Raw genomic sequence first — 21,341 nt, 5'->3', positions numbered from 1 at the left:
TTTCAAATGAATGAAAAAATACATATTGAACAAAGAGCAAATATTAATGTTAAGCGTACTCCAAACGGAGATGTAATTATCTATGAAGATCACAGAACAATTCTAAATGTTTTATTTGCTAAAAAGCTAAACAAAGAAATTGATTTTCCCGTTAATATTATTTTGTTTGATAATCATGATGACTTTTGTAAACCGAATGAATCAGCATTGGAAACCATAAAAATCTTTAATGAGAATGAACCATCAATAAGAGAGTTTTGGACATTTACGGAATTTGACCTTAGAGCTTTAGATGATGATTGGATAAAAACTGGAATGGAATTGGGTTTAATCGAAAATGTATTTCTATTTAATTCAACCGAAAGTTCTTTAGGATTTCTCACTGCTTATGAAACCATTAAATTTGGAACAAAAAAGCTATATAATTTAGGCTACATTTGGGATGCAATTTCCAATAAAGGATGCTTAAATGACATAATAAAAGAGGATGATTTTGGAGAATTTTGGGATGATTTTGGCTGGATTAATGAAGATGGACAATTTTACTTTGAACCAAAAAATAAATTTATAATTGATTTTGACTTAGATTGCTTTTCAACTGAGATATTGGATAAAAGAGTAGCGATTCCTGCAGAAATTCTTGACGAAAAATTAATAAAGGAATACCGCAGAGATAATCATTCATTTTACAGCAGCCAAGAACTTATAATAGAAATGATTCAGAAATCGGAATTAACAACAATGTGTTTTGAAAATCAATTTTGTGGTGGTTTTGCGGAATCTTTAAAAATTTTCAATTACATAAATAATACATTTTTTGAAAATAAAATAATTTAAAAAATTGATTGTCAGTTTATTTGTCTAACAGTTGTTTTTCTATAAAATTGAGAGTTATAATAATTTTAAAGATCTCTATAAACCAAGAAGTATCTTAATCTTTAGCACAACTTCTTTTATATTATAGCATACTTCGCACACATTTGTAGATTCTTCGACTATAGTAATTCTATTATTGGAAGGTTCAAGTTTGATAATGTAATTATTTATTCTTAAAGAAGGATTATTATCCCATCCAATCTCAAAATTATACTCAATTTCCTTCACATTTTTAAAATATAACTTTTTTATGTAAAACGTAATTAGTTCATTAAAATAACCAATAGTCGATGTAGAATTTAGCTGATAAGCATAATGATTATTAAATAGCTGTATAAGATTTTCTCGTCCATAATTGAAAATTTCAGGACATCTAATATATAACTCTTTGTAATGTAAATTTTCAAAGCTAATACCGTCAATTGAAATAGAGCCTATACATTTTTGAATAATAGTTTTTAATGATATTTCTAATTTGTTTTCATCGTAATCAGTATCAAGTATTAGAGATTTCAAGATTTTGTTTTTATTATCATCATTAAAAATCTGTCTCCAATTTTCATTACGTTCTCTGACGGTACCAAAAGTATTTTTAAGAAACGATTTTTTATTATCAGATTTTGAAATAAAATAATCACTTTTTGTAAGAAGACTTCTTTGTAATAAAAAAGATTCGTGATTCAAAATTTCTTTTCGAAATAAAGGATTAATCTTATTGAAAATATTCTGAAATTCATCTAAATCTCTTCCTGAAAAATCAATAATAAATTTAATTTGTCCATAAAAATAAGGATGCTTTTCCGCAAGCACTATAGGAGTTCTCCAATCTTCATTTACAAGCAGTTCACATTTTGCAATCTCATCATCTTTCTGAATTTTAGGAAAAGACATTGTGGATATTAAATCTTTTTGTTTTATTAATGACTTTGAAAAATCTAGTGATTCAAGAAGTACCTCTATTGAATGTAGATTGTTTTTAAAATCATCTGGGGAATCTACGTAAGAATTAAAGATTAAATTTGAAATGATGCGGTTGTAATCTCTTAAATGGTTTAATTCTTCCTGAGAATATTGCTTGAGATATTTATCTACTTTTAAAATATAACGCTGAATAGCAAAAAAATAAAGTTTTTGCCACCAATTTGTTGATATAATATTTGCTGAAAAGTAGAACTGGCTAAAAGTCTTAAAAGAATCATTTTCAAGATAGAAACTAAAAAACTCTTCCAATGTCGAATCTAAAATCATCATATTAGATTCTCCAGTCGTTTCAACTTTACATAATTCTAAAAATCGAAAATAGGTTTGCAGATTATTTTTGAAAACATCATTATCAAAAAATTTTTCGAAATCAAAGTCAGGCGATTTTTTGACCAATACATCTACTATTTCTGAATTAATATAATATCCGTTTGCATTTTTAATTATAATAGAATTTTCTTTTGCTGAGTATTCTTTTATAAAATGACTTAGAAAACTAAGCTTGAAATATTCAAAATAACTACTATCAATCTCATATATGTTTTTACTTTTTGCATTCCAAAAAATATCATTCCAAGAAACATCAAAATTTTGGTTGTAATCTGTCCTCGAATTATCTTTTATTAAATTTTCTTGCTCGATTTTGTTGAATAACCAAGCTTTGAAATTTTCAAAATCAGATAACTGCTTTCCTCTAGCGTTCATTTTCACATAAAGGTCATCAGAAAGATTAAAATCCTTTAAATCTAAAAAATCAAAGTAAATTAAATCTTCAGTAGTAAGACCTTCGTATAACAATATTAATTCCTGTTCGGAATAGTTATGATCAACTAATTTGTGTATTTCCTCTATTACATTCAGCATAGAATTGACGGTCGGATCATTCTGCCAAGTATTTGAAAAGCCTTCTTGATTAATAATTTCTTCTTTTAGATTAAGTCTGAAATCCAACTTAACATCAGTACATAGTAAATGAATAAAATTTTCTGTACTTTTCCTGGTTCTATATTTGAAATTTTTCAATGTCGATAAATCTTCAAAATTTCCTAGCCTCTTGGCTAAATACCAATGTATAAGAAATAAAGTCGTTAATCTTTGTTGTCCATCTAAGGGAATCAAATAGATTAACTTTTGATCTTCAAAATCTTTCTCTTCAACGGAAGTTTCTCCAATAGTGAGGTCAATAGAATTAGCATAAGTTTTTATACTAAGCAACAATGCTTCGAGTGCTTTTTTATTTCTCTTATATTCTTCTTCATTTCTGAGTCCAAAAATTTTCCCATATACAAAGTCAAGTCCTAATTTTTCTCTGTAAACAAGAGCATGGATGATCGCTTCAAGAAATTTTTTCCTAATTACGGGGATTTTACCGTAATCTCTACCTTGCGCATAATCTCTTTGGATAGATGGTATCTCAACTCCCTGATCATTGAGGAGTTTCCAAAATGTATAATTTGATATTGACATTTACTAGTTTTTAGTTTGGTAAAAATTCGTTTAATCTTTCTTCAATTCCTTTTTTATACGCTTCTCCATCTTCATTTGTCCAATGCGTGTAAGAAAATTTTTCATTTAATGTTTTATTAAAAGCATTTAATGTTTCGACTGGTATAAAAACAGGCACCCCTGAATCGGTTTGTCCATTTCTATCAAATCTCAATATTTTTTTTCTTTTTTCTTCAAATAGATCATTTTGCAATGCACTGTTGGTATATCTATCCAAAAGTAACAGATTATTAATTTGGTGCGTTCTATTTGCGAACAATTTTACTAATTCATCTATTCGTCCAACTAGCAGCTCATCGGTTTTCAGATCTTCAAAGGATTTCTTACTTTTTAATTGATCTAGTATATCTACGTTTTCAAGTTCTTTGCCTTCATACTGAAACTTTACCTGCTCCCCAAACCAATTTTTGTACAATTCAAAGTCCGTAATTTCTTTAGGATTCTGGGGAATAATATGCTCTATGCTCCATTTCATATTTACATAGAGTTCAAAAGGAAATTTGTTTTCAGAAATGTTATTGATATAATATAAAACATTGTGGAGTAAGAGAACTTTTTGGGTTTCTGCTTTATGTTTTTCAAAATGCAGATTTTCCAAGTTGTAAATCTTGTAAACTTTTTTATTATCATCTGTTGCCTCTTTTTTAAAAGCTTCGATAATCATGGTTTTGAGTTCCGTCTTGGAATCCTTTTTACCTTTACCTTTAAGTTTTTCTATTATTTGACCAAGATTTTTGATATGGGCATTCGTCAAGTAACCTATATAATGATAAAGTTCTGGATCTTTGAACCAGTCAACAATTTTGTTATGAAGCTGTACTATTTTTTCCCATTCATCTGCAAATGAAGGCAATTTTCCTGTACTCTGGTTATAGTTTTTCTCATAAAATCTGTACGCAAATAGGTCATCCTCTGCTTTTTTATTAAGATGCAAATCAAACAGGTAATCAATTCTTGTTCCCTCTGTGTACAAATCTTCGTTTGGTTGTATAAAATACCAAAAGGAATCTTCCTGTAATGATTTTTCTATTGCATCCCATTCCAAAGCAAACTGACTAACTTTGAAATCTGCCAATTCCTGAACTTCCTTTCTTTTAATGTCCAAGATGAATAGTGCTTTTATCAATTCTGAGCTTGTTAGCTTTATTTTACCTTTATTGTTATTTAGGAAAACGTCTATCACTCTATCATTGTTCATTGCCGAATCCAGCGAATACCAAATCACTTTTACATCGTTCAGCAGTTTCTTTACAAAATCCTCCGCAGAACCTTTATTAATGAGCATTATTTCACACCACTTGCGGATAAAAAGGCAGACGACAAAAAAGTGATATACATCTACCGTATCATAATCTTTATGTTTCATTATAAAAGCTGACCAAAGCCCATTGACAGTTTTCAAATTGCTATAATCTCGCTCTGTAACATCAGAATCTTGAAGTGCATCTATATTGAAAGTAAAAAGCTCATGAAGTTTTGTTTTGAGGAAAACACCGCTACGGGTTCTGGTTGAGAAATCAATATCGTACTTCCAAGAAGAATCTATAGCATTAATAAACTCTAAGTATGACAACAATAGAAATAATGTTGTTGTTCTCTGCTGACCATCTATTACTTCATTCTTTGCGAAGATTTCTATAGTTTCGGCATCTATCTGTATTTTTTGTCTTTCGGTAGCTGTCGGCTTCAAAATAATAGGCTGAAGACAGTATAGTCCGGAATCTGCTTTATATTCATTAATATCGTTAAGTAGCTCTAAAGTTTCTTTTTTCCCCCACTTGTATCCTCTTTGATAATTACCAATTTCGAAAGTTATATCTCGTAGTTTTTTGATAGGAAATAATAAGATTGTGTTTTTCTTCACGGTTGTTTTTTAGTTTTATTAATTAAATTATACTGTTAATCACTCTTATTTATGAGCAATCCCTTATCCTGTATTTTATTCAAAATTCCTCAGCCCCTTATATTGCCATTTTTTATAAGTTTTTCCAACTAACTTTTCTTACTAACAAATTTGTTAATCCACAAAATAAATGTTCAAATATATATCAAAAAAGTATAGAAAAATTACGGGATAACTCTCGTGCTAAAGTTTCCCCCTTAAAACCGCCATATCATCACTCACTTTCTTATCAAGAATCTTCGCGTAATGCTGAGTCGTTTTGATATTAGTATGCCCAAGCATCTTACTCACACTTTCAATAGGGACACCATTGGACAAAGTAATAGTAGTAGCAAACGTATGCCTTGCGATATGGAACGTCAAATCTTTATTGATTCCACAGACGCTCGCAATTTCTTTGAGGTAGGAATTCATTTTCTGATTGCTGAGAACAGGAAAAAGAATATCTGAATTGACACATTGCGGATGATTCTCATATTTTAAAATCAGCTCCTGAGCCACTGGTAATAGCGGAACTCTCGTTGAGGTATCGGTCTTTTGACGATGGGTAAAAATCCATTGGTCACCATCAACGCCGATATTGATGTTAGATTTTGACAATTGCTTGACATCCACGTAGGCCAATCCGGTATAGCAGCTGAATAGAAAAATATCCCGAACTTGGTTCAATCGATCTGATGCAAATTTCTTTTCGTAGATCATCTGTATTTCTTCTTTGATAAGATAAGGACGTTCCACTTCTTTAATTTTTGCTTTGTAGCCTAGAAAAGGATCTTTTGATAGCCAGCCGTTCGCCATACATAATCGCATGATCTTTTTGAAATTCTTGATGTATTTTACAGCAGTATTGTTAGCGCATTTTCGGACACTACGAAGCCAGAAATCATAATCCATTATGAAAGCGTGATCAATCTTTGTAATATCAATGTCAGAAATTTTATATTTCCAATTTAGAAATTCTTGTGTGTGTTTTAAAGAGGTTTTGTACCGTTCCAATGTACCGGGCGCAAAATCCTGACCTATTAATGCTTCTACTTTATCATTGTGATCCTGAAAAATAGGAATGAGCATTCTTGTGGTAACATCAGTCCCAAGCAGTTTAGATTTTAAACTTTCTGCTGTTATAAAATCTTCTTCTTTTAGCATCAGGTAGTGGAAATCGTAAACTTGCTGTTCCAAAGTTTTAAGGTAAGAGTTCAGTGTTTTGGCTTCTTGAGTATTACCTACGGCTTTCTGTGATTTATTATCCCATTTCTTTGGATCGATATACCTTTTAGCTGCAATCTCTGCAGCCTTGCCGTCTATCGTAATTCTTAAGTAGATAGGAGCAGTTCCATTTGTTCTAATTTTATTCTTTTTTATAAAGAATAGTAGGTTGAATGTTTTGTTCATCGTGTGATAACTTTAATTGTTTAATAATTTACTTTTTGTTACCACTTTTTGCAAGATGTTCAATCGTTAGACTGCCTATTGGTCGGGTTTTTCAGAGATTTCAGTGACCTATTTTGATATTTTCACGATAGGTCACTAAATAGGTCACTTTTAATATGGCCTTTTTTGATTTTCTTTGATACTAGCGCAAAACAAAAAACGCTGTAAACATTGATGTTTACAGCGTTTTAGCTTATTTTGGTTTCCCAACTGGCGGAGAGTGAGGGATTGCCACCTAACATTCTATCAACATGTAAACCAATTAGTTACAAATTGAAAATAGAAAGATGCCACATATGGGCCACACACCCGTCTATCTTGTTAATTCTCTTAAAATCTTAATTAAATTAAACTAAGTTCATTTAAGCAAATATAAGAATTTTAAGGAAAAAATCTTCAATAATTGGACGTTTAAATTTATAAATGCCACCAGTGGGAAACCGAGCGCTCCGATCGTAAGCCTTACTCATAATTATCCTTTTTTACTCCATTGAGAAATGAAGTAAGTCTATTTGTTTCTTATATGTATTAGTTAATGTACCATCATTCATATTTCCGAGGTTATGATGTTAAAATGACCTTTTCAGTTTTTCACTGGATCTGGTCAATACACGCACATCCCACATAATTTGGAAAAATAAAGGATTATAGTAATATTTCTTTTTACAACATATTTACTGTTTCCCGCACTGTTTTACGATAATTTAGTACTAAATTTAGAGAATGAATAGGAGCCAAAGTATAGCCAGTATTGCACAATCACTAAGCAGGTTTAAAAGTGAAGTAGAAATCTTAAACTCTGCCAATCTTTATGATATAAATCTACATTCAGAAAATGTATTAATTCCCCTGCTGAATGAACTTTTCCAACTACGTTTGGAGAATGCGAACAAAACTAAAAAGAACTATCCTGGCATTGACCTGATCGATACTGAAAATCGAGTAGCATTCCAGATTACTTCTTCAAATGATAATACCAAGGTCAAACACACATTAAAAAAAGTCATTGACCATAATATCTACAATGATGTAGATTTCGTCTATGTATACATCCTGACAGAGAAGAAGAAATCATATAACAACGAATCTTATGATGAAATTTTAGATGGTAAAATAGATTTTGATCCAACTAAGCACGTTATTGATTATAGCAACGTAATGAATATGCTTGACTCGATAATTCAGGCGACCCGCATCAATAATATAGTCAATCTTTTAGCTGAAGAGTTTACGGATGAAAAAATTGAAACTCGAAAAAAATTAGCAGAAAATGTCGAAGAAATCTTTCAAGAAGATATCTATCCGAATCTTATAAAAATTTGTACTCCTCAAAAGATTTTTATTGCGGAGCTTAATATTGAAAGGCAACAAATTATAAATAAATCTTGGGAAACCGAATATAAACTGAAGAAAAGTGCCTCCCAACGAAAAGTTATTATGCGAGCTTTAGATTTTGCAGGTGTAAAATTTGTTGGAGACTGGTATTTTGTGGAAAATAAACTTATAAGTTTTAGTGATCTCACAAGTTCCAAAAATCCTTTACAAAAGATAATAGATACAGGTACGGTTGAAAGCATTGATATTGATGAGTTTATTACCGTCAATGATAATTACAAAAACTCCTTCATTGGATTGCTAAAATCATGTATCAACCAGAAACTATATAACAAATACATCAGATGGATTGAAAAAGAAGGATACTTCAGATTCACATTTACGAGTAAAACACCAATGGTTCGGAAGATTACATGGAAACTAAAAAAACAGGCGACAAGAGCCGCCGTGGATGAAATCTGGAATAAGGATCACACACAGATACTATGCTTTAAACATGTGGCATTTTCCACTTTTATACATAATTTTGACGATGTATTCTATCTTTCAATAAATCCAACTTGGAGTTACACCTGGAATGGTTATGAAAAAAGTAATTTAGAAAAAGATCTTTTGTCAGGAATTAAACGGCTTGAAACTAACAAAAGTATTTACTATGTATTTAGATTTATTTGTTACTGTCTCATAAATAACCTGGAAAACGAGATTGCATATGATACCATTCAGTTTGAACTGCCTTCACCGATGGAATTAACCTATACTATTTAAGATGAAGATAAAACTATTAGAAGAGCCTATTTTAGAATTTGGTTTGGGGGAATCAATTTGCCCTAAAAGAGGAATAGCTGGCATGTCGCCATACGATTTAGAGAGTGTACGTCCGGAAAAAATAACCCTGGGACTTATCGGTAAAAGCGAAAGTATTGATAGTATTACAAATTGGTTGCAGTCAGCAAAAAAAACTATCCGTAATAATAAGCCTAACCTTAAAAATCTTTTTGCCGATTTTCCCGGTTTTAATAAAGAAATGGCATTTCAGTCTGAAATCGTGTATGATCAAAGCTATTTAAGAAAACTAAACAATTCTGATGTTGATCAGCTTATTAAAAAAGCTGATGATCTTGATGCCGTAATTGAACATATGGTTCAGATTTATATGACCGAAATAAAATTCTTAACAAAAAACAAGAAGCCTGATGTAATCTTATGCATCTTGGATGAGAAGCTTACCTCTTTGTTTTTTACTTCAGGAACAAAAAAGAAGAACTCAAACAACAACATTTTGGATGAAGCAGATCTAAACGATGAAGATCTTGCTGAACATGCGGATGAGGAATTTTATTCTGATATTGAAATAAACAAAAAGGAATACAATTTCCGCCGGTTACTTAAAGCTAAGGCGATGAGATATGGCGTTCCAATCCAAATTATGCGTGACAAAATTGCATCGCCCTCCCGAGACATGCAAGATGCAGCGACTATTGCATGGAATTTTTTTACAGCAATATACTACAAAGCTTCGGGAACACCTTGGTCATTAAAAAAAGAAAGCTCTGATATTATTTGCTACGCTGGTATTAGTTTTTACAGAAGTCGTGATAAGCAGACTATTCAGACCAGTGTTACCCAAATTTTTAACGAGCATGGCAAAGGAGTTATACTGAGAGGAGCCGAAGTTGAATTGAAAAAAGGAGATCGCGAACCACACCTATCGGAAGAACAAGCTTTTGAGCTCATGGACACGGCTTTGGGTGAATACTACGAAGCTTTAAAAATCTTCCCTCAACGTCTTGTTATCCATAAATCCTCAAATTTTAGCGAAAGTGAAATTGAAGGATTTAGAAGGGCAACATCAAAACATAAAATCAATTCCATTGATCTTGTAACGATCATGTCCTCCTCTCTTAGACTCTTTAGAGATAATATGTACCCACCGCTAAGGGGTACCATGTGTACAATTGATAGTAAGAATTTCATTTTATATACTAGAGGGTTTGTGAATTACTTTGAAACCTATCCAGGTGCTTATATACCAGATCCTCTTCTTATAAGGCTTTTTTCACATGATGAATCTCCGGAAGTAATATGTAAAGAAATTCTGGGACTTACGAAGATGAATTGGAACAATACGCAGTTTGATCGAAAATATCCCATTACCATAGAATGTAGCAGAAAGGTTGGAGATATTTTAAAATATCTCGACCCCGACGATCAACCGCAATTAAAATACAGCTTTTACATGTAAACTGCAGAAAACGCTTTCTTAAAAGGTTACATACATACTTATCAGTTCATTCCCACAGGCAACTAAAAATTTAAAAGTAATTTTTATTGAAGCACAAAAGGACTTCTTTGAGTCTTGCGTTACATAAATAACATCTCAAAAGCTCTCCATTTTATATCTTCAAAGGTGAATAAACTCGGCTTAAACTGAGTAAATTCGCCTTTGACTTCTTTTGGCTTTAAGATTGCATACCTTTCCGGAATAAAGCACACGCAAGTTAGTTTTATAGATAAAAACAGGTCTGAAACAGGTTTCAAAAGGTCCATTGATACCTTGTTCCCGGACGAAAACAGTTTTGCCACCGGATGACCCTTATATGATAACTTCTACAAATTTCCGGACCTGATATGGGTGTCTTCAACGTATTGTTCATCATTACGGCCGTTTAATAAACTGACATTTTTACACAAAGGGCTTTTTTTGTAATTTGGTAAAAAATAAACCATATGGAAGAGACCAACAAAACTTTTGAGTTTCATTATGAAATAGATAAACTTCCTTATACCGTTTTTCAGCAGGCTGACGGATCCACACGAAGAAAATTCGGGGGAACCGGCTTGGGCCTTTCCATTAGCCGCGAGCTCGCCCGGTTATTGGGCGGCGAAATTCAGCTTACAAGCATTTTAAAACAGGGAAGTACGTTCAGCCTTAGTATTCCGCTCAAAAAAATCACAAAAAAGCCAATCCCATTAGCAGCGGAAATTAACAATTTAATTGAAGAAAACATTACTGATGTCATTGAATTACAGCCTGCCCCTAACTATGTTCTTTCTTCGGTGCCCGATGAAATTGAGGACGACCGGAATAACATTCAACCGCAAGACCGTATAATTCTGATTGTTGAGGATGATACCAATTTTGCCCGCGCACTCTTGCAGTATGCCAGGCAGCACCATTACAAGGGAATTGTGATAGTCCGTGGAGATATGGCCGCAAAAGTTGCTGCTGAATGTCTACCTACTGCGATTTTGCTCGATATCCAACTACCGATTATGGATGGTTGGCAGGTAATGGATGAGATCAAAAAAAATCCAAAAATCAGACATATTCCGGTTCACATTATGTCGTCATTTCAGGTAAAGAAGGAGAGCTTGTTAAATGGTGCAATTGATTTTATCAATAAGCCGCTGGCTCTCGAAGAAATGGATCAGATTTTCAGAAAAATAGAAGAAGCGCTGGCGCGCGGTCCCCGCAAAGTTTTGATTGTGGAGGAGAACTCGAAACATGCCCAAGCACTCTCCTTCTTTCTCAGCAGCTTTGACATCCAGTCCGAGATAAAAACTGATGTGCAAAGCAGTATCGAAGCATTGTGCTCCGATCGAGCGGATTGTATTATTCTGGATATGGGATTACCTGACAAAATGGGTTATGAAACGCTGGAAGCGATTAAAACAAATACAGGTTTGGAAAATCTACCGATCATAATTTTTACAGGAAAAAGCCTGTCCCCTGCCGAGGAATTTAAAGTGAAGCAATATGCTGACGCTATCGTTGTCAAGACGGCTAATTCCTACCAAAGGATACTGGATGAGGTAGGGCTTTTTCTCCACCTTGTAGAAACTGGAAAAGATGATAAAACAGCAAGGAAAAATAAACTGGGCGGCCTGACCGATGTCCTGCAAAATAAAAAAGTTCTTATAGCCGATGATGATATCAGAAACATCTACTCCCTTACCCAGGCGCTTGAGAAACATCAGATGATAGTCGTTTCCGCAACAGATGGAAAAGAGGCAATATTGCGTATGGAGGAGCATACGGATATAGCAATCGTATTGATGGACATGATGATGCCAGAAATGGATGGATACCAGTCTATTCAGATCATCCGCCAAAATGAACATTACAAAGCTGTTCCCATAATTGCCGTTACCGCGAAAACTATGCTCGGTGACCGCGAGAAGTGCATCGGAGCGGGAGCTTCAGATTACATTTCTAAGCCTGTTGACACAGACCAGTTGCTGTCGCTCCTTCGGGTATGGTTGTACTAAAATTAATTGCAAAATAAAAGAACATGGAACAAAATAGACTAATTCTTCTCATCGATGATGAACCTAAAAATATTTTCGCACTTAACCTTGTTTTTAAATCAAAAGGTTATTCGATTCTGACGTGCAACTCTGCAGAGCGTGGATTAAAGCTTTTAAAACGGGAAAATAAAATAGCGCTCGTTTTGATGGATATGATGATGCCTGACATGGACGGATATGAAGCGATCAGGACCATCCGGTCATCTTCCGAGGCTTATAAAGATGTAGGCATAATAGCGGTGACAGCTCAGGCAATGAATGGTGACAAGGAAAAATGTTTACAGGCGGGCGCCGACGGTTATATTGCAAAGCCAATCGATATTGACCTTCTTATCAATGAGATTACTTCTTTTATAAAATCAAAATGACAAAGCTTTCAAACGTTTGTTTATGTTGGATAATATAGAATTCCCAAACTAGCTCATCAGCTGAAAGCCACAAACTACACAAGCAGTCTGTTTTGAAATGCAAAACGTACTAAATCTGCTGTATTTTTTGTTTTTGTTTTATCGATCAACTGCTGGCGATGGCCTTCAATGGTTCGTTTGCTCAGAAAAATTTTGTCGGCAATTTCCGCATTGGTGAATCCATGAGCAATCAGTTCCAAAACACTTAGCTCCCGTTCAGAAATATCATAGCGCTGGCAGATCATTTCCTTTTCGATATGCGCGGGCTCGATAACATGGAAATTATCCAGAAGCCCTAATCCGATTGAGTTTGAAAGATATCTTCCTCCGCCGGCAACCTGCAGCACTCCGCCCAAAAGTTCATTATAGTCTGCATTTTTTGATAGGTATCCCGCTGCTCCAGCCCTGAAAGCTTCCAGAACTGTGGTGTTTTCGTCGATCATGGACAACACGGCTATCCTAACTTCGGGAAACTGAAACTTTACTTTGCTGATCAAGGAAATTCCGTCCATCTCCGGCATATTGATATCAGTTACTATAAGATCGGGAAGCTCGCAATTAGTCAGAAATTCGAGCGCCTGAACTCCATTGTCCGACTCCCCTATAACGGTGATCTCATCATGCGAATCAAGGATAAGCCTCAGGCCGTTACGGACCAGTTTGTGATCTTCGACAAGTAATATCTTAAACATTCAAAAAAAAATTATAAAAGAAACTATATATTACCCTCAATTAGCCTGCCATTTATCCTTGTTTTTTAAATCTTTCGGCTAATAAAAAATATAATGAAACTTTAGGACTTTTTACATGTTAGACCACGTATTTTTACCTGGTTTATTAAGCGTTTAATTCTATATTTTTACCTCAAAAAACATTTACCTTTTATACTGCTCTATGAGTCTCGAGGAAACAATAGAACGACTAAAAAAAGAAAATAAAGACTTAAAACAACGGGTTTCCGACCTGTCAGAATTTATTGACAAGGCTTCCATCTCGTTGCACTGGGTGAACAGTGATGGCATTATTATTTGGGCCAACCAAGCCGAACTGGATCTGCTTGGTTACACCGCCGCAGAGTATATTGGCCAGCCGATCAAAAATTTTCATGCCGACCAGCAAACAATAAAAGATATCCTTCAGAAACTGGGCAGCAATGAGCGTATCGATGATTATCCAGCAATTCTAAAATGCAAAAGTGGCGATATCAGACACGTGGTTATAAATTCAAGCGCTTTGATAAAGGATAACGAATTTATGCATTCGATGTGCTTTACAAAAGATGTTACAGCAGCCGTGTTAGCGCAACAAAGAAAAGACCAGCTCACAGAGATATTAAAAGAAAAAGAGGAAAGACTCAGGCTCGCGCTCGCTTCCACGGGTCTGGGAACCTGGGATTGGAATTCTGATAATGGAATGGTGCATGTTTCCGAAAAGGCACAGCAGATATTGGGTCTCCCTTCAAATAGTGAATTTACCCAAACGGTGGTTGATATTTTGCACCCTGAGGACAGAAATGCTGTCATAGAGCAGATCAGAACTTTAAGTCAAAAGAGCATTGATTCCCGGTTTGAGTTTACATGTAGAATAGCAAGAAAGACGACGGGCTTAATTTCCTATATTAAAGTTCAGGGGTCAGCTTATTTCAGCGCTGGCAGGAAGTCCAGAAGGATTATTGGAGCAATCATGGACATCACCGACCAGAAAAAAGCCATCCAAAAAAGTGCGGAATTGGCCGCTATCGTAAAATCGTCTTATGATGCGATCATCGGAAAAACGCTTGAAGGTATAATCACAAGCTGGAATAATGCAGCTTTCTCGCTTTTCGGATATACTGCCGAGGAAATGATCGGCCAGTCTATTTTAAAATTGATCCCACTTGAAAGGCATAGCGAGGAAGATTATATTCTTGGCCGGATGCGGCTTGGACACTCGATCAAGCATTTTGAAACTGTCCGCCTGACGAAGTCCGGGAAACCAGTTGATCTGTCTTTGACAATATCACCAATTAAAAATGAACTCGGTGAAATTATCGGTGTATCCAAAATCGCCCGGGATATCACAGAGAAGAAGCAAGAAGAAAAGAGGAAGAATGTATTTATCTCTATGGCAAGCCATGAGCTCAAAACCCCACTTACAAGTGTGCTGATGAGCGCCCAGATCATGCAGCAGCACAAAGATACATATGGCGAAAAAAGCGCCCTGATGGGAGATAGAATTGAAGCGCAGGTTAAAAAGATGATGCTGATGATTCAGGATTTTCTTAGCGTGGCACAAGTTGATGAAGGTAAATTACAACTCAACAAATCCTGCTTCGCGCTTGAAAAATTAATGAAAGATTGCCTCGACGAAATGCGATCTGACAACCGCAAGCATGACTTCAGATTATCCTGTGATCCTTCGATTCGCATATTTGCAGATCGGCAGAAAATCGATCAAGTACTTGGAAACCTTTTAAGCAACGCGGTTAAATATTCCCCATTGGGCGGCGTGATCGACCTTGGGGCGGAAAATTGTGATGAAAAGATACGCATATACGTTCGTGATCAGGGGATAGGAATAGATGAAAAACATGCTAGAAGTATATTTAAGGCATTTTACCGTGTTGACAATTTAAATTCATCAAATATATCTGGATTTGGAATTGGCCTATATGTGGCCTCAGAGATATTGCGAAGCCATGGCACGCGTATCGAGGTTAAAAGTAAAAAAGGCGCAGGATCAACTTTTTATTTCGAGATTCCGGCAAGTATACCGAACAACCCCTAAGTTCTTCATGTAAGTACATGCTCTATGCAAACCTAATAGCATGTGGTGCTGTTCTGCAAAGAAAAGACAAATATGGTATTCACAGTATACGCAGAACATCACTATCGAGGGCGGAAAATTCCTCTATTAGCGGTCTTCATTCTTGTAAATTTTGAAAAAAAAGCAATAGGTCGAAAACTTTCCAGACAAATAGTTGAAAAATATGTAATCGTCAACAATAGGGGCAATTGATAGAAAGGTCAGTGTCGTGCATTAGATCCCGGCGACGAGCACTTTTATTTTTTCCCAAAAAAAGTACTTTGGAAATTTTTAAAAAATTTCCAAACAATATGCATTTTATATGTGTCCATTTTGAAAAAAACTAGAATTATGGCAACATCAAATCAAAATGCACAGCAAATGCCCAATGCGCATTTACATGAACTATTCGTAGATGAACTAAAAGATATTTTAGGAGCCGAAAAACAGCTTCTTAAGGGCTTAAAAAAGTTAAGTAAGGCAGCAGAAAACGATCAGCTTAAAAAGGCATTTGATGAACATTATAATCAGACCGAAGGACAGATCGAACGTCTGAAAGAAGTGTTTGCCTCATTAGGAATTCCTGCGCGTGGCAAGAAATGTAAAGCTATGGAAGGTCTTCTGGAAGAAGCAGACGAAATAATCGAAAGCTTTGAAGGTGACCCAGCGCTTGATGCGGCATTAATTTCTGCCGCACAGAAAGTGGAACATTATGAAATTGCCAGCTATGGGTGTCTGGTGACTTTCGCAAAATTGATGGAACATAGGGAGGCTGAGCAGTTATTACAGGAAACACTCGATCAGGAGAAACAGACAGATACCTTGCTGACCGAAATAGCAATCAATGGAGTTAACGAGTCCGCATCATAGATAATGGTTTTCCCCAGAAATCATGCCGATAATTATATCGGCATGATTTCGTTAAAATCGTATATCAACACTATTCACTGCCACTTTCTGATACTTCCTCAAACGATCCCAGATAGCTTTTCACAATTCCCTTTGAATCGACCCGAATTAATGCTGAAAAGTCTGAATTAAGATTTTCATAAAAATATTGATATTTTGTTTTTCGGGTATAGCGCTGTTTTATCGGTTCAAAAAGATGGAGAAGTATGGCTCACCGAGAAAGTCAGCAGCAAACAGATCATGGATCTGATCATCCAACAAGGAACCAGTTTCCAGCCTGGTGAAATGATTGCCTATTCAAATTCCGCATATTATCCGCTGACAAAAATTCTCGAAGAAAAATACCGGATGCCTTTTCAAAAGATCGTTAGTGAAGAAGTTATAAAACCGCGCAGACTTAAAAATCTGACTTCCTTCAAACCCGATAAAAAAAACGTGTTTCTACCTTATCGTTATAACGATAATCCTTGGAGTCCATTGGAAAAAGACCTTGATTTCCTAAATGTCATAGGCGTCGGTGACATTGCTGCCACCTCCTATGATCTGAACATTTTCGTAAACAGTTTGTTCCACAAAAACATCCTTAAAAAGGAAACACTACCGTTGATGGAGACAGTAATAGGAAAAGAAGTTTTGGGAAGAGGAATCGCAGTCTGGGATTTTGATGGGACCATATTCTATGGGCATGGTGGGGACACTCTAGGATCGCATGCTGTTCTAATTTATAATAAAGAAGCCGATATTTCTATTGCTTATAATACCAACGGTGAAAGGATCAAAAAGGAAGATTTTATAAAAAATATCGTTAATCTTCTTTATCACAAGGAGGTTAGGCTTCCAGAACTTAAATAACGAAAATAGCTCTGCTTATGCACTAGCAAATCATAATTCCAAGCAAAAAAATGTAAACGATATAGGTCCTCACATTATTCAGGTTGGATAATTACGTAGTGGACAAACTTAAACTCGTCTTTAATTTCAGTCCTGATCCGCCGTATTGCTTCAGTAATCTCCTCTGTATCTAAATGATCCTGGAAATCTATGATCAGCATCAGGACGACTTCCTCCGGTGATTGATAAGTAGATAGTATATTTTTCGTTTTTAAAACTGTTGCGTCTTTTTCGATAAGCTGGGCAATCTTCTGTCTTGTTTCCGGGGCTATCCCCTCACCCATCAGCAGGCTTCTGCTTTCCCTGGCAAGAATGAAAGAAACAAAGACCAGCAATAGTCCAACCAAAACCGAGGCAAGTCCATCCAGCTCAGGAATCTGCAAGCTGTGGCTCAGACCCATCAACACCATAACTATAACAAGTCCTGCCACAGCAGCACCGTCTTCAAATACAACGAGAAAGCTCGATGGGTCCTTGCTTTTTATGATAGCATCCCACCATCGCATCCCATTCCGGGTTTTATTAAACCCTTTTAAAGCAATAATAAATGAAGTCCCTTCGAAAATCAAGGAGAGAATCAATACAATATAATTCAATAAAGGATCTTTCATGATTTCCGGCTCTCTCATATGGGAGATTCCCTGAAATATCGATAATGCACCCCCAAGTCCAAAGATCAATATGGAGACTACAAAAGACCAGAAGTATAGCTCTTTTCCATAACCGAAGGGATGCGTTTGATCCGCAGTCTTCCTGCTTCTTTTTAAACCGTAGAGTATCAACAATTGATTAGCAGTATCTACGGTCGAGTGAATACCCTCAGAAATCATGGATGAACTGTTGGTGAATGCTCCTGCAATAAATTTAGTTAGCGCAATTAGTAAATTCGCAGCAAGAGCACTATATATCGATTTTTTATTGTCATTCATTAATTAGTCGAAAGCATCTTAATTTATTTAGAGTTATGGTTACTTGCCATATTGATCAATAACCTTTTTCAGGTCAATACCCTTTCCAAGAACAGGCTTGAAAATATCTCCCATTTCATTCATTCTGTCAATAGCATTTCGAATATCAAAATCGCTGATCTTAAGTCCCTTTTTTACCTCGTCCCAGTGCAGCGGCATCGAAACAGTTGCTCCAGGTTTTGGTCTTACGGAATAAGGGGCGGCGATTGTCGCATGCGGCCTGTTCTGCAAGAAGTCAAGATACATCTTACCATGACGGTCCTTTACAGTACGTTCAAGGCTTGTATAGTCAGGAAGTTCATTGTGGAGCAATGTAACAACAACCCTGGCAAATTCTTTGGATTGATCGTACGTGTATTTATTACCAAAAGGAATATATATATGCAGCCCTGTTGAACCGCTGGTTTTACAATAGCTTTCAATACCCATATCGTCCAGAATGGTCTTGGTAACCTGCGCAGCTTCGATTACCTGATCGAACGAATTTTTATCAGGGTCAAGGTCGATAATGCAGAAACTTGGGTGATCAGGTTTCTTTATTGTGCTGTTCCATGGATTCATTTCGATGCAGCCGAGATTAGCCATATAGAGCAATGTCGCTTCGTCCTTTCCAACCAAATAATGCTTGTCCTCTTTATCGGTGTCACTGTGATACAAATAGGTTTCTGCCCAGTAAGGCGCAGTATCGGTCACGTCCTTAAAGTAGAAGCCCTTTCCTTCTATACCATTGGGAAAACGGTTCATACTCTGCGGTCTGTCTTTCAGATAAGGCAAAATAAAAGGAGCGGCCTGATAATAATAGTTGAGCAGGTCTCTCTTGGTATAGCCTTCTTTTGGCCAGAAAACCTTATCAAGGTTGGTGAATTTTAACTCATGTCGGTTTATTTTTTTGACCTGGGTTTTATCGGTCGGATTTAACAGCGTTTTTCGCTCGCCCTGTACTCTGGGTGTCACAAGTTTATCAGCCATATCATCGACTATTTTTTCGGTTTCTGCTTCTTGTTCCAAGATGACTTTCTTAGCACTTTTATCCTCCCGCATACCATCGAACGAAGGATGCCGCATAACACCATCACTGGTAATCTCAGTAAAACTGACCTCGCAGACAAGCTCGGGTCTGAGCCACGTGACAGTCGCATGTGGTGGATTCGGACGAAATCTTGAAGGTTTATTGACATCAGGTTCTTCGGCAAAAGGAGCTTTGTTTATAATTAGGGGTTTAAAAAGCTCCATCATTTCGTGCTGAGACTTTTCATTAAACCCAGTACCTACCTTTCCCGTGTAAATTAATTTCTTTCCTTGGAAAACGCCAACAAGAATACTGCTAAACAGCTTACTTGAATCATCGTTCAAAGTATAACCGCCGATGACAACCTCCTGCCTCTTGTTAGCTTTAATCTTTAGCCAATCCTTAGACCGAACTTTCGAATAATAAAGACTGTCCGCCCGCTTAGCCATAATACCTTCTAGACCGAGCTTTCGGGGTTCTGCAAGGAAAGCAATGCCCGAGGTATGGAAATGCTCACTGACTAAAATACTGTCACTCTGTGGCAGTATTTCCTTCAAAATGCCCTTCCTATCGAGTAATGGCAAGTCTCGCAGATCTTTCCCATCGTACCACAGTATATCAAAGACATAATATACTAGATCACCATCGGCCTCGCTGCGCCAGTTCTGTAGTGAACCAAAATTTGCGGTTCCCCCTTTGCCGAGCACAACAACCTCTCCATCCAGTACGGCATCAATGCCCAGCGATTTCAGCTCGTCATGAATTGGATAGAACTTATCGTTGAAACTTTTGTCGTTACGGGATTTAAGTTCTACTTCTCCTTTATTCATAAAAGCAACAGCCCGGTATCCGTCCCACTTTACTTCATAAATCCATTCATCATCGTCGAAAGGTTTGTCAACAAGTGTAGCAAGCATCGGTTCTATCGAGGTATAAAATTTCTGTTTGGGTGCTTTTTTCAGTAGAGCAGAAACATTGGTTTTAACGGTGGATTTATCAGGTTCAGCGTCCAGCTGATCTTCAATAATTTGCGACGCCTCTTTGGATGCAGTCTTCCTATCTTTAACGGTAGTATCCTTTTTAATGATATTTTTTCCGTAGACCTTATCAGGATTTTTTTCCATCTGGGCAATGGTCTTACCTGAAATAACAGATTTGTCCTTTAGCGTGATATCTTTTTCAGCAGCATACCTATCATCGAGTTTCATCAGGAGCCAGCCATTTTCTCCCCGTCCGTGGGCTTTGATAAGGGCAAATTCTCCTTTGAGCTTTTTGCCATGGAGCTTAAATTTGAGCTTGCCAGAATATAACTGATGTAAAAGGCTTTTCTCCTGTTTGGAAATATCCGTAAAGTCACCTTCTGCCGGCTCATAGGTTCCCTCATCCCAGACGATAACTGTGCCGCCACCATACTGTCCTTTAGGTATCACACCCTCGAAATCACGATAGTCATAGGGATGGTCCTCCACCATCATGGCAAGCCGTTTCACGTCAGGGTCAAGGGATGGACCTTTGGGGACAGCCCAACTTTTGAGTACTCCATCCATTTCTAGACGGAAGTCGTAATGGAGATGGGATGCATCATGTTTCTGGACAACAAACCTTAATTCCTTTCCCGAAGGTTTTCCTCCGAAAGGTTCAGGCGTTTTATCTGCGGACCGTTTTTCACGATATTTTTCTAAAGCCATAATAGATCAATTTGAAGTTAATTGGTTCTCTCAATAAAAGCTGCGGTTGATGCAGAAGTAGAATCTACCACGCTAAGCAATACTATTTATTGTGCCGCTTTTTTAAGTACTCCTCCAAGGTCTTACGGTCATTTGATCCTGTTTTTTTTTATCGCACCTACAACGGCCTGCGAACTAACGCCCATCTTATCCTTGAAATACTGTATCTCATAATTTTCTGAGCTGCTGACTTTTGATCTGTCCTGTTTTCCCTTTTTTGCTTTGTTATCTGCCATGAGTTAATATTTATTAAATTAATACCTTGAAAATTTTTATTAATTATTTGCCTTAGTGACTAAAATT

The 21,341-nt window shown here is 36.1% G+C and carries 15 protein-coding genes; 8 read left to right on the top strand and 7 right to left on the bottom strand.

What is annotated here, in order from left to right; translation table 11 throughout:
- Window positions 1–6 precede the first annotated feature (6 nt).
- On the top strand, window positions 7–837 hold the full coding sequence (locus DBR39_RS04175) for a hypothetical protein (RefSeq protein WP_124530977.1): 831 nt from the start codon (window positions 7–9) through the stop codon (window positions 835–837).
- 75 nt (window positions 838–912) lie between these two features.
- On the opposite strand, the gene DBR39_RS04170 is transcribed toward DBR39_RS04175, so the two are convergent.
- The 3 genes from DBR39_RS04170 to DBR39_RS04160 form a co-directional block, all read right to left on the bottom strand.
- Window positions 913–3,324 (bottom strand): DUF262 domain-containing protein, encoded by a 2,412-nt coding sequence (locus DBR39_RS04170; RefSeq protein WP_124530976.1) that lies wholly within the window; start codon window positions 3,322–3,324, stop codon window positions 913–915.
- A gap of 10 nt (window positions 3,325–3,334) precedes the next feature.
- Window positions 3,335–5,227, bottom strand: a complete 1,893-nt coding sequence (locus tag DBR39_RS04165; RefSeq protein WP_124530975.1) for a DUF262 domain-containing protein — start codon at window positions 5,225–5,227, stop codon at window positions 3,335–3,337.
- Window positions 5,228–5,449: 222 nt separating this feature from the next.
- The gene (locus DBR39_RS04160) at window positions 5,450–6,658 is read right to left on the bottom strand and encodes a site-specific integrase (RefSeq protein WP_124530974.1); all 1,209 of its coding nucleotides are present in this window, start codon (window positions 6,656–6,658) and stop codon (window positions 5,450–5,452) included.
- A 762-nt stretch (window positions 6,659–7,420) separates the two neighbouring features.
- Here DBR39_RS04160 and DBR39_RS04155 point away from each other — a divergent pair.
- From DBR39_RS04155 to DBR39_RS04140, 4 genes are all read left to right on the top strand, one after another.
- Window positions 7,421–8,800: an SMEK domain-containing protein gene (locus tag DBR39_RS04155; protein WP_124530973.1), complete on the top strand. Its 1,380-nt coding sequence runs from the start codon at window positions 7,421–7,423 to the stop codon at window positions 8,798–8,800.
- Between the two features lies 1 nt (window position 8,801).
- Window positions 8,802–10,277, top strand: coding sequence for an argonaute/piwi family protein (locus tag DBR39_RS04150; protein WP_124530972.1), 1,476 nt, complete (start codon window positions 8,802–8,804; stop codon window positions 10,275–10,277).
- Between the two features lie 485 nt (window positions 10,278–10,762).
- Window positions 10,763–12,304, top strand: a complete 1,542-nt coding sequence (locus DBR39_RS04145; RefSeq protein WP_124530971.1) for a response regulator — start codon at window positions 10,763–10,765, stop codon at window positions 12,302–12,304.
- Between the two features lie 23 nt (window positions 12,305–12,327).
- Window positions 12,328–12,711 (top strand): response regulator, encoded by a 384-nt coding sequence (locus DBR39_RS04140; protein ID WP_124530970.1) that lies wholly within the window; start codon window positions 12,328–12,330, stop codon window positions 12,709–12,711.
- A 74-nt stretch (window positions 12,712–12,785) separates the two neighbouring features.
- Here the strand turns inward: DBR39_RS04140 and DBR39_RS04135 are convergent, their stop codons facing one another.
- Window positions 12,786–13,442 carry a response regulator transcription factor gene (locus DBR39_RS04135; protein ID WP_124530969.1) on the bottom strand — a complete coding sequence of 219 codons (657 nt, stop codon included), beginning with the start codon at window positions 13,440–13,442 and terminating at the stop codon, window positions 12,786–12,788.
- A gap of 202 nt (window positions 13,443–13,644) precedes the next feature.
- Between DBR39_RS04135 and DBR39_RS04130 the strand changes: the two genes are divergently transcribed.
- The 3 genes from DBR39_RS04130 to DBR39_RS04115 all read left to right on the top strand — a co-directional run bounded on the left by DBR39_RS04130 (window position 13,645) and on the right by DBR39_RS04115 (window position 17,295).
- Window positions 13,645–15,516 carry a PAS domain S-box protein gene (locus DBR39_RS04130; RefSeq protein WP_124530968.1) on the top strand — a complete coding sequence of 624 codons (1,872 nt, stop codon included), beginning with the start codon at window positions 13,645–13,647 and terminating at the stop codon, window positions 15,514–15,516.
- A gap of 369 nt (window positions 15,517–15,885) precedes the next feature.
- Window positions 15,886–16,404 (top strand): ferritin-like domain-containing protein, encoded by a 519-nt coding sequence (locus DBR39_RS04125; protein ID WP_124530967.1) that lies wholly within the window; start codon window positions 15,886–15,888, stop codon window positions 16,402–16,404.
- A gap of 195 nt (window positions 16,405–16,599) precedes the next feature.
- Window positions 16,600–17,295 (top strand): serine hydrolase domain-containing protein, encoded by a 696-nt coding sequence (locus tag DBR39_RS04115; protein WP_124530966.1) that lies wholly within the window; start codon window positions 16,600–16,602, stop codon window positions 17,293–17,295.
- A 74-nt stretch (window positions 17,296–17,369) separates the two neighbouring features.
- Here the strand turns inward: DBR39_RS04115 and DBR39_RS04110 are convergent, their stop codons facing one another.
- The 3 genes from DBR39_RS04110 to DBR39_RS04100 form a co-directional block, all read right to left on the bottom strand.
- Entirely contained in the window at window positions 17,370–18,263 is an 894-nt protein-coding gene (locus DBR39_RS04110) for a cation diffusion facilitator family transporter (protein WP_123865742.1), read from the bottom strand.
- Between the two features lie 39 nt (window positions 18,264–18,302).
- Entirely contained in the window at window positions 18,303–20,999 is a 2,697-nt protein-coding gene (gene ligD, locus DBR39_RS04105; RefSeq protein WP_124530965.1) for a DNA ligase D, read from the bottom strand.
- 128 nt (window positions 21,000–21,127) lie between these two features.
- Entirely contained in the window at window positions 21,128–21,274 is a 147-nt protein-coding gene (locus DBR39_RS04100; RefSeq protein ID WP_124530964.1) for a DUF3606 domain-containing protein, read from the bottom strand.
- Window positions 21,275–21,341: the final 67 nt, after the last annotated feature.

The sequence above is a fragment of the Chryseobacterium sp. KBW03 genome (genome assembly GCF_003852415.1).
Lineage (GTDB): Bacteria > Bacteroidota > Bacteroidia > Flavobacteriales > Weeksellaceae > Chryseobacterium > Chryseobacterium viscerum.
Note: the sequence above shows the minus strand (reverse complement) of the source record. Positions and strands in the feature narration are given on the sequence as shown.

Bases quoted from the DNA above. Each gene is read 5' to 3' on its own strand.
- DBR39_RS04135 (WP_124530969.1), bottom strand. From the start codon at position 13,442: ATGTTTAAGATATTACTTGTCGAAGATCACAAACTGGTCCGTAACGGC.
- DBR39_RS04175 (WP_124530977.1), top strand. From the start codon at position 7: ATGAATGAAAAAATACATATTGAACAAAGAGCAAATATTAATGTTAAG.
- DBR39_RS04155 (WP_124530973.1), top strand. From the start codon at position 7,421: ATGAATAGGAGCCAAAGTATAGCCAGTATTGCACAATCACTAAGCAGG.
- DBR39_RS04130 (WP_124530968.1), top strand. From the start codon at position 13,645: ATGAGTCTCGAGGAAACAATAGAACGACTAAAAAAAGAAAATAAAGAC.
- DBR39_RS04110 (WP_123865742.1), bottom strand. From the start codon at position 18,263: ATGAATGACAATAAAAAATCGATATATAGTGCTCTTGCTGCGAATTTA.
- DBR39_RS04145 (WP_124530971.1), top strand. From the start codon at position 10,763: ATGGAAGAGACCAACAAAACTTTTGAGTTTCATTATGAAATAGATAAA.
- DBR39_RS04160 (WP_124530974.1), bottom strand. From the start codon at position 6,658: ATGAACAAAACATTCAACCTACTATTCTTTATAAAAAAGAATAAAATT.
- DBR39_RS04150 (WP_124530972.1), top strand. From the start codon at position 8,802: ATGAAGATAAAACTATTAGAAGAGCCTATTTTAGAATTTGGTTTGGGG.
- ligD (WP_124530965.1), bottom strand. From the start codon at position 20,999: ATGGCTTTAGAAAAATATCGTGAAAAACGGTCCGCAGATAAAACGCCT.
- DBR39_RS04170 (WP_124530976.1), bottom strand. From the start codon at position 3,324: ATGTCAATATCAAATTATACATTTTGGAAACTCCTCAATGATCAGGGA.
- DBR39_RS04140 (WP_124530970.1), top strand. From the start codon at position 12,328: ATGGAACAAAATAGACTAATTCTTCTCATCGATGATGAACCTAAAAAT.
- DBR39_RS04100 (WP_124530964.1), bottom strand. From the start codon at position 21,274: ATGGCAGATAACAAAGCAAAAAAGGGAAAACAGGACAGATCAAAAGTC.
- DBR39_RS04125 (WP_124530967.1), top strand. From the start codon at position 15,886: ATGGCAACATCAAATCAAAATGCACAGCAAATGCCCAATGCGCATTTA.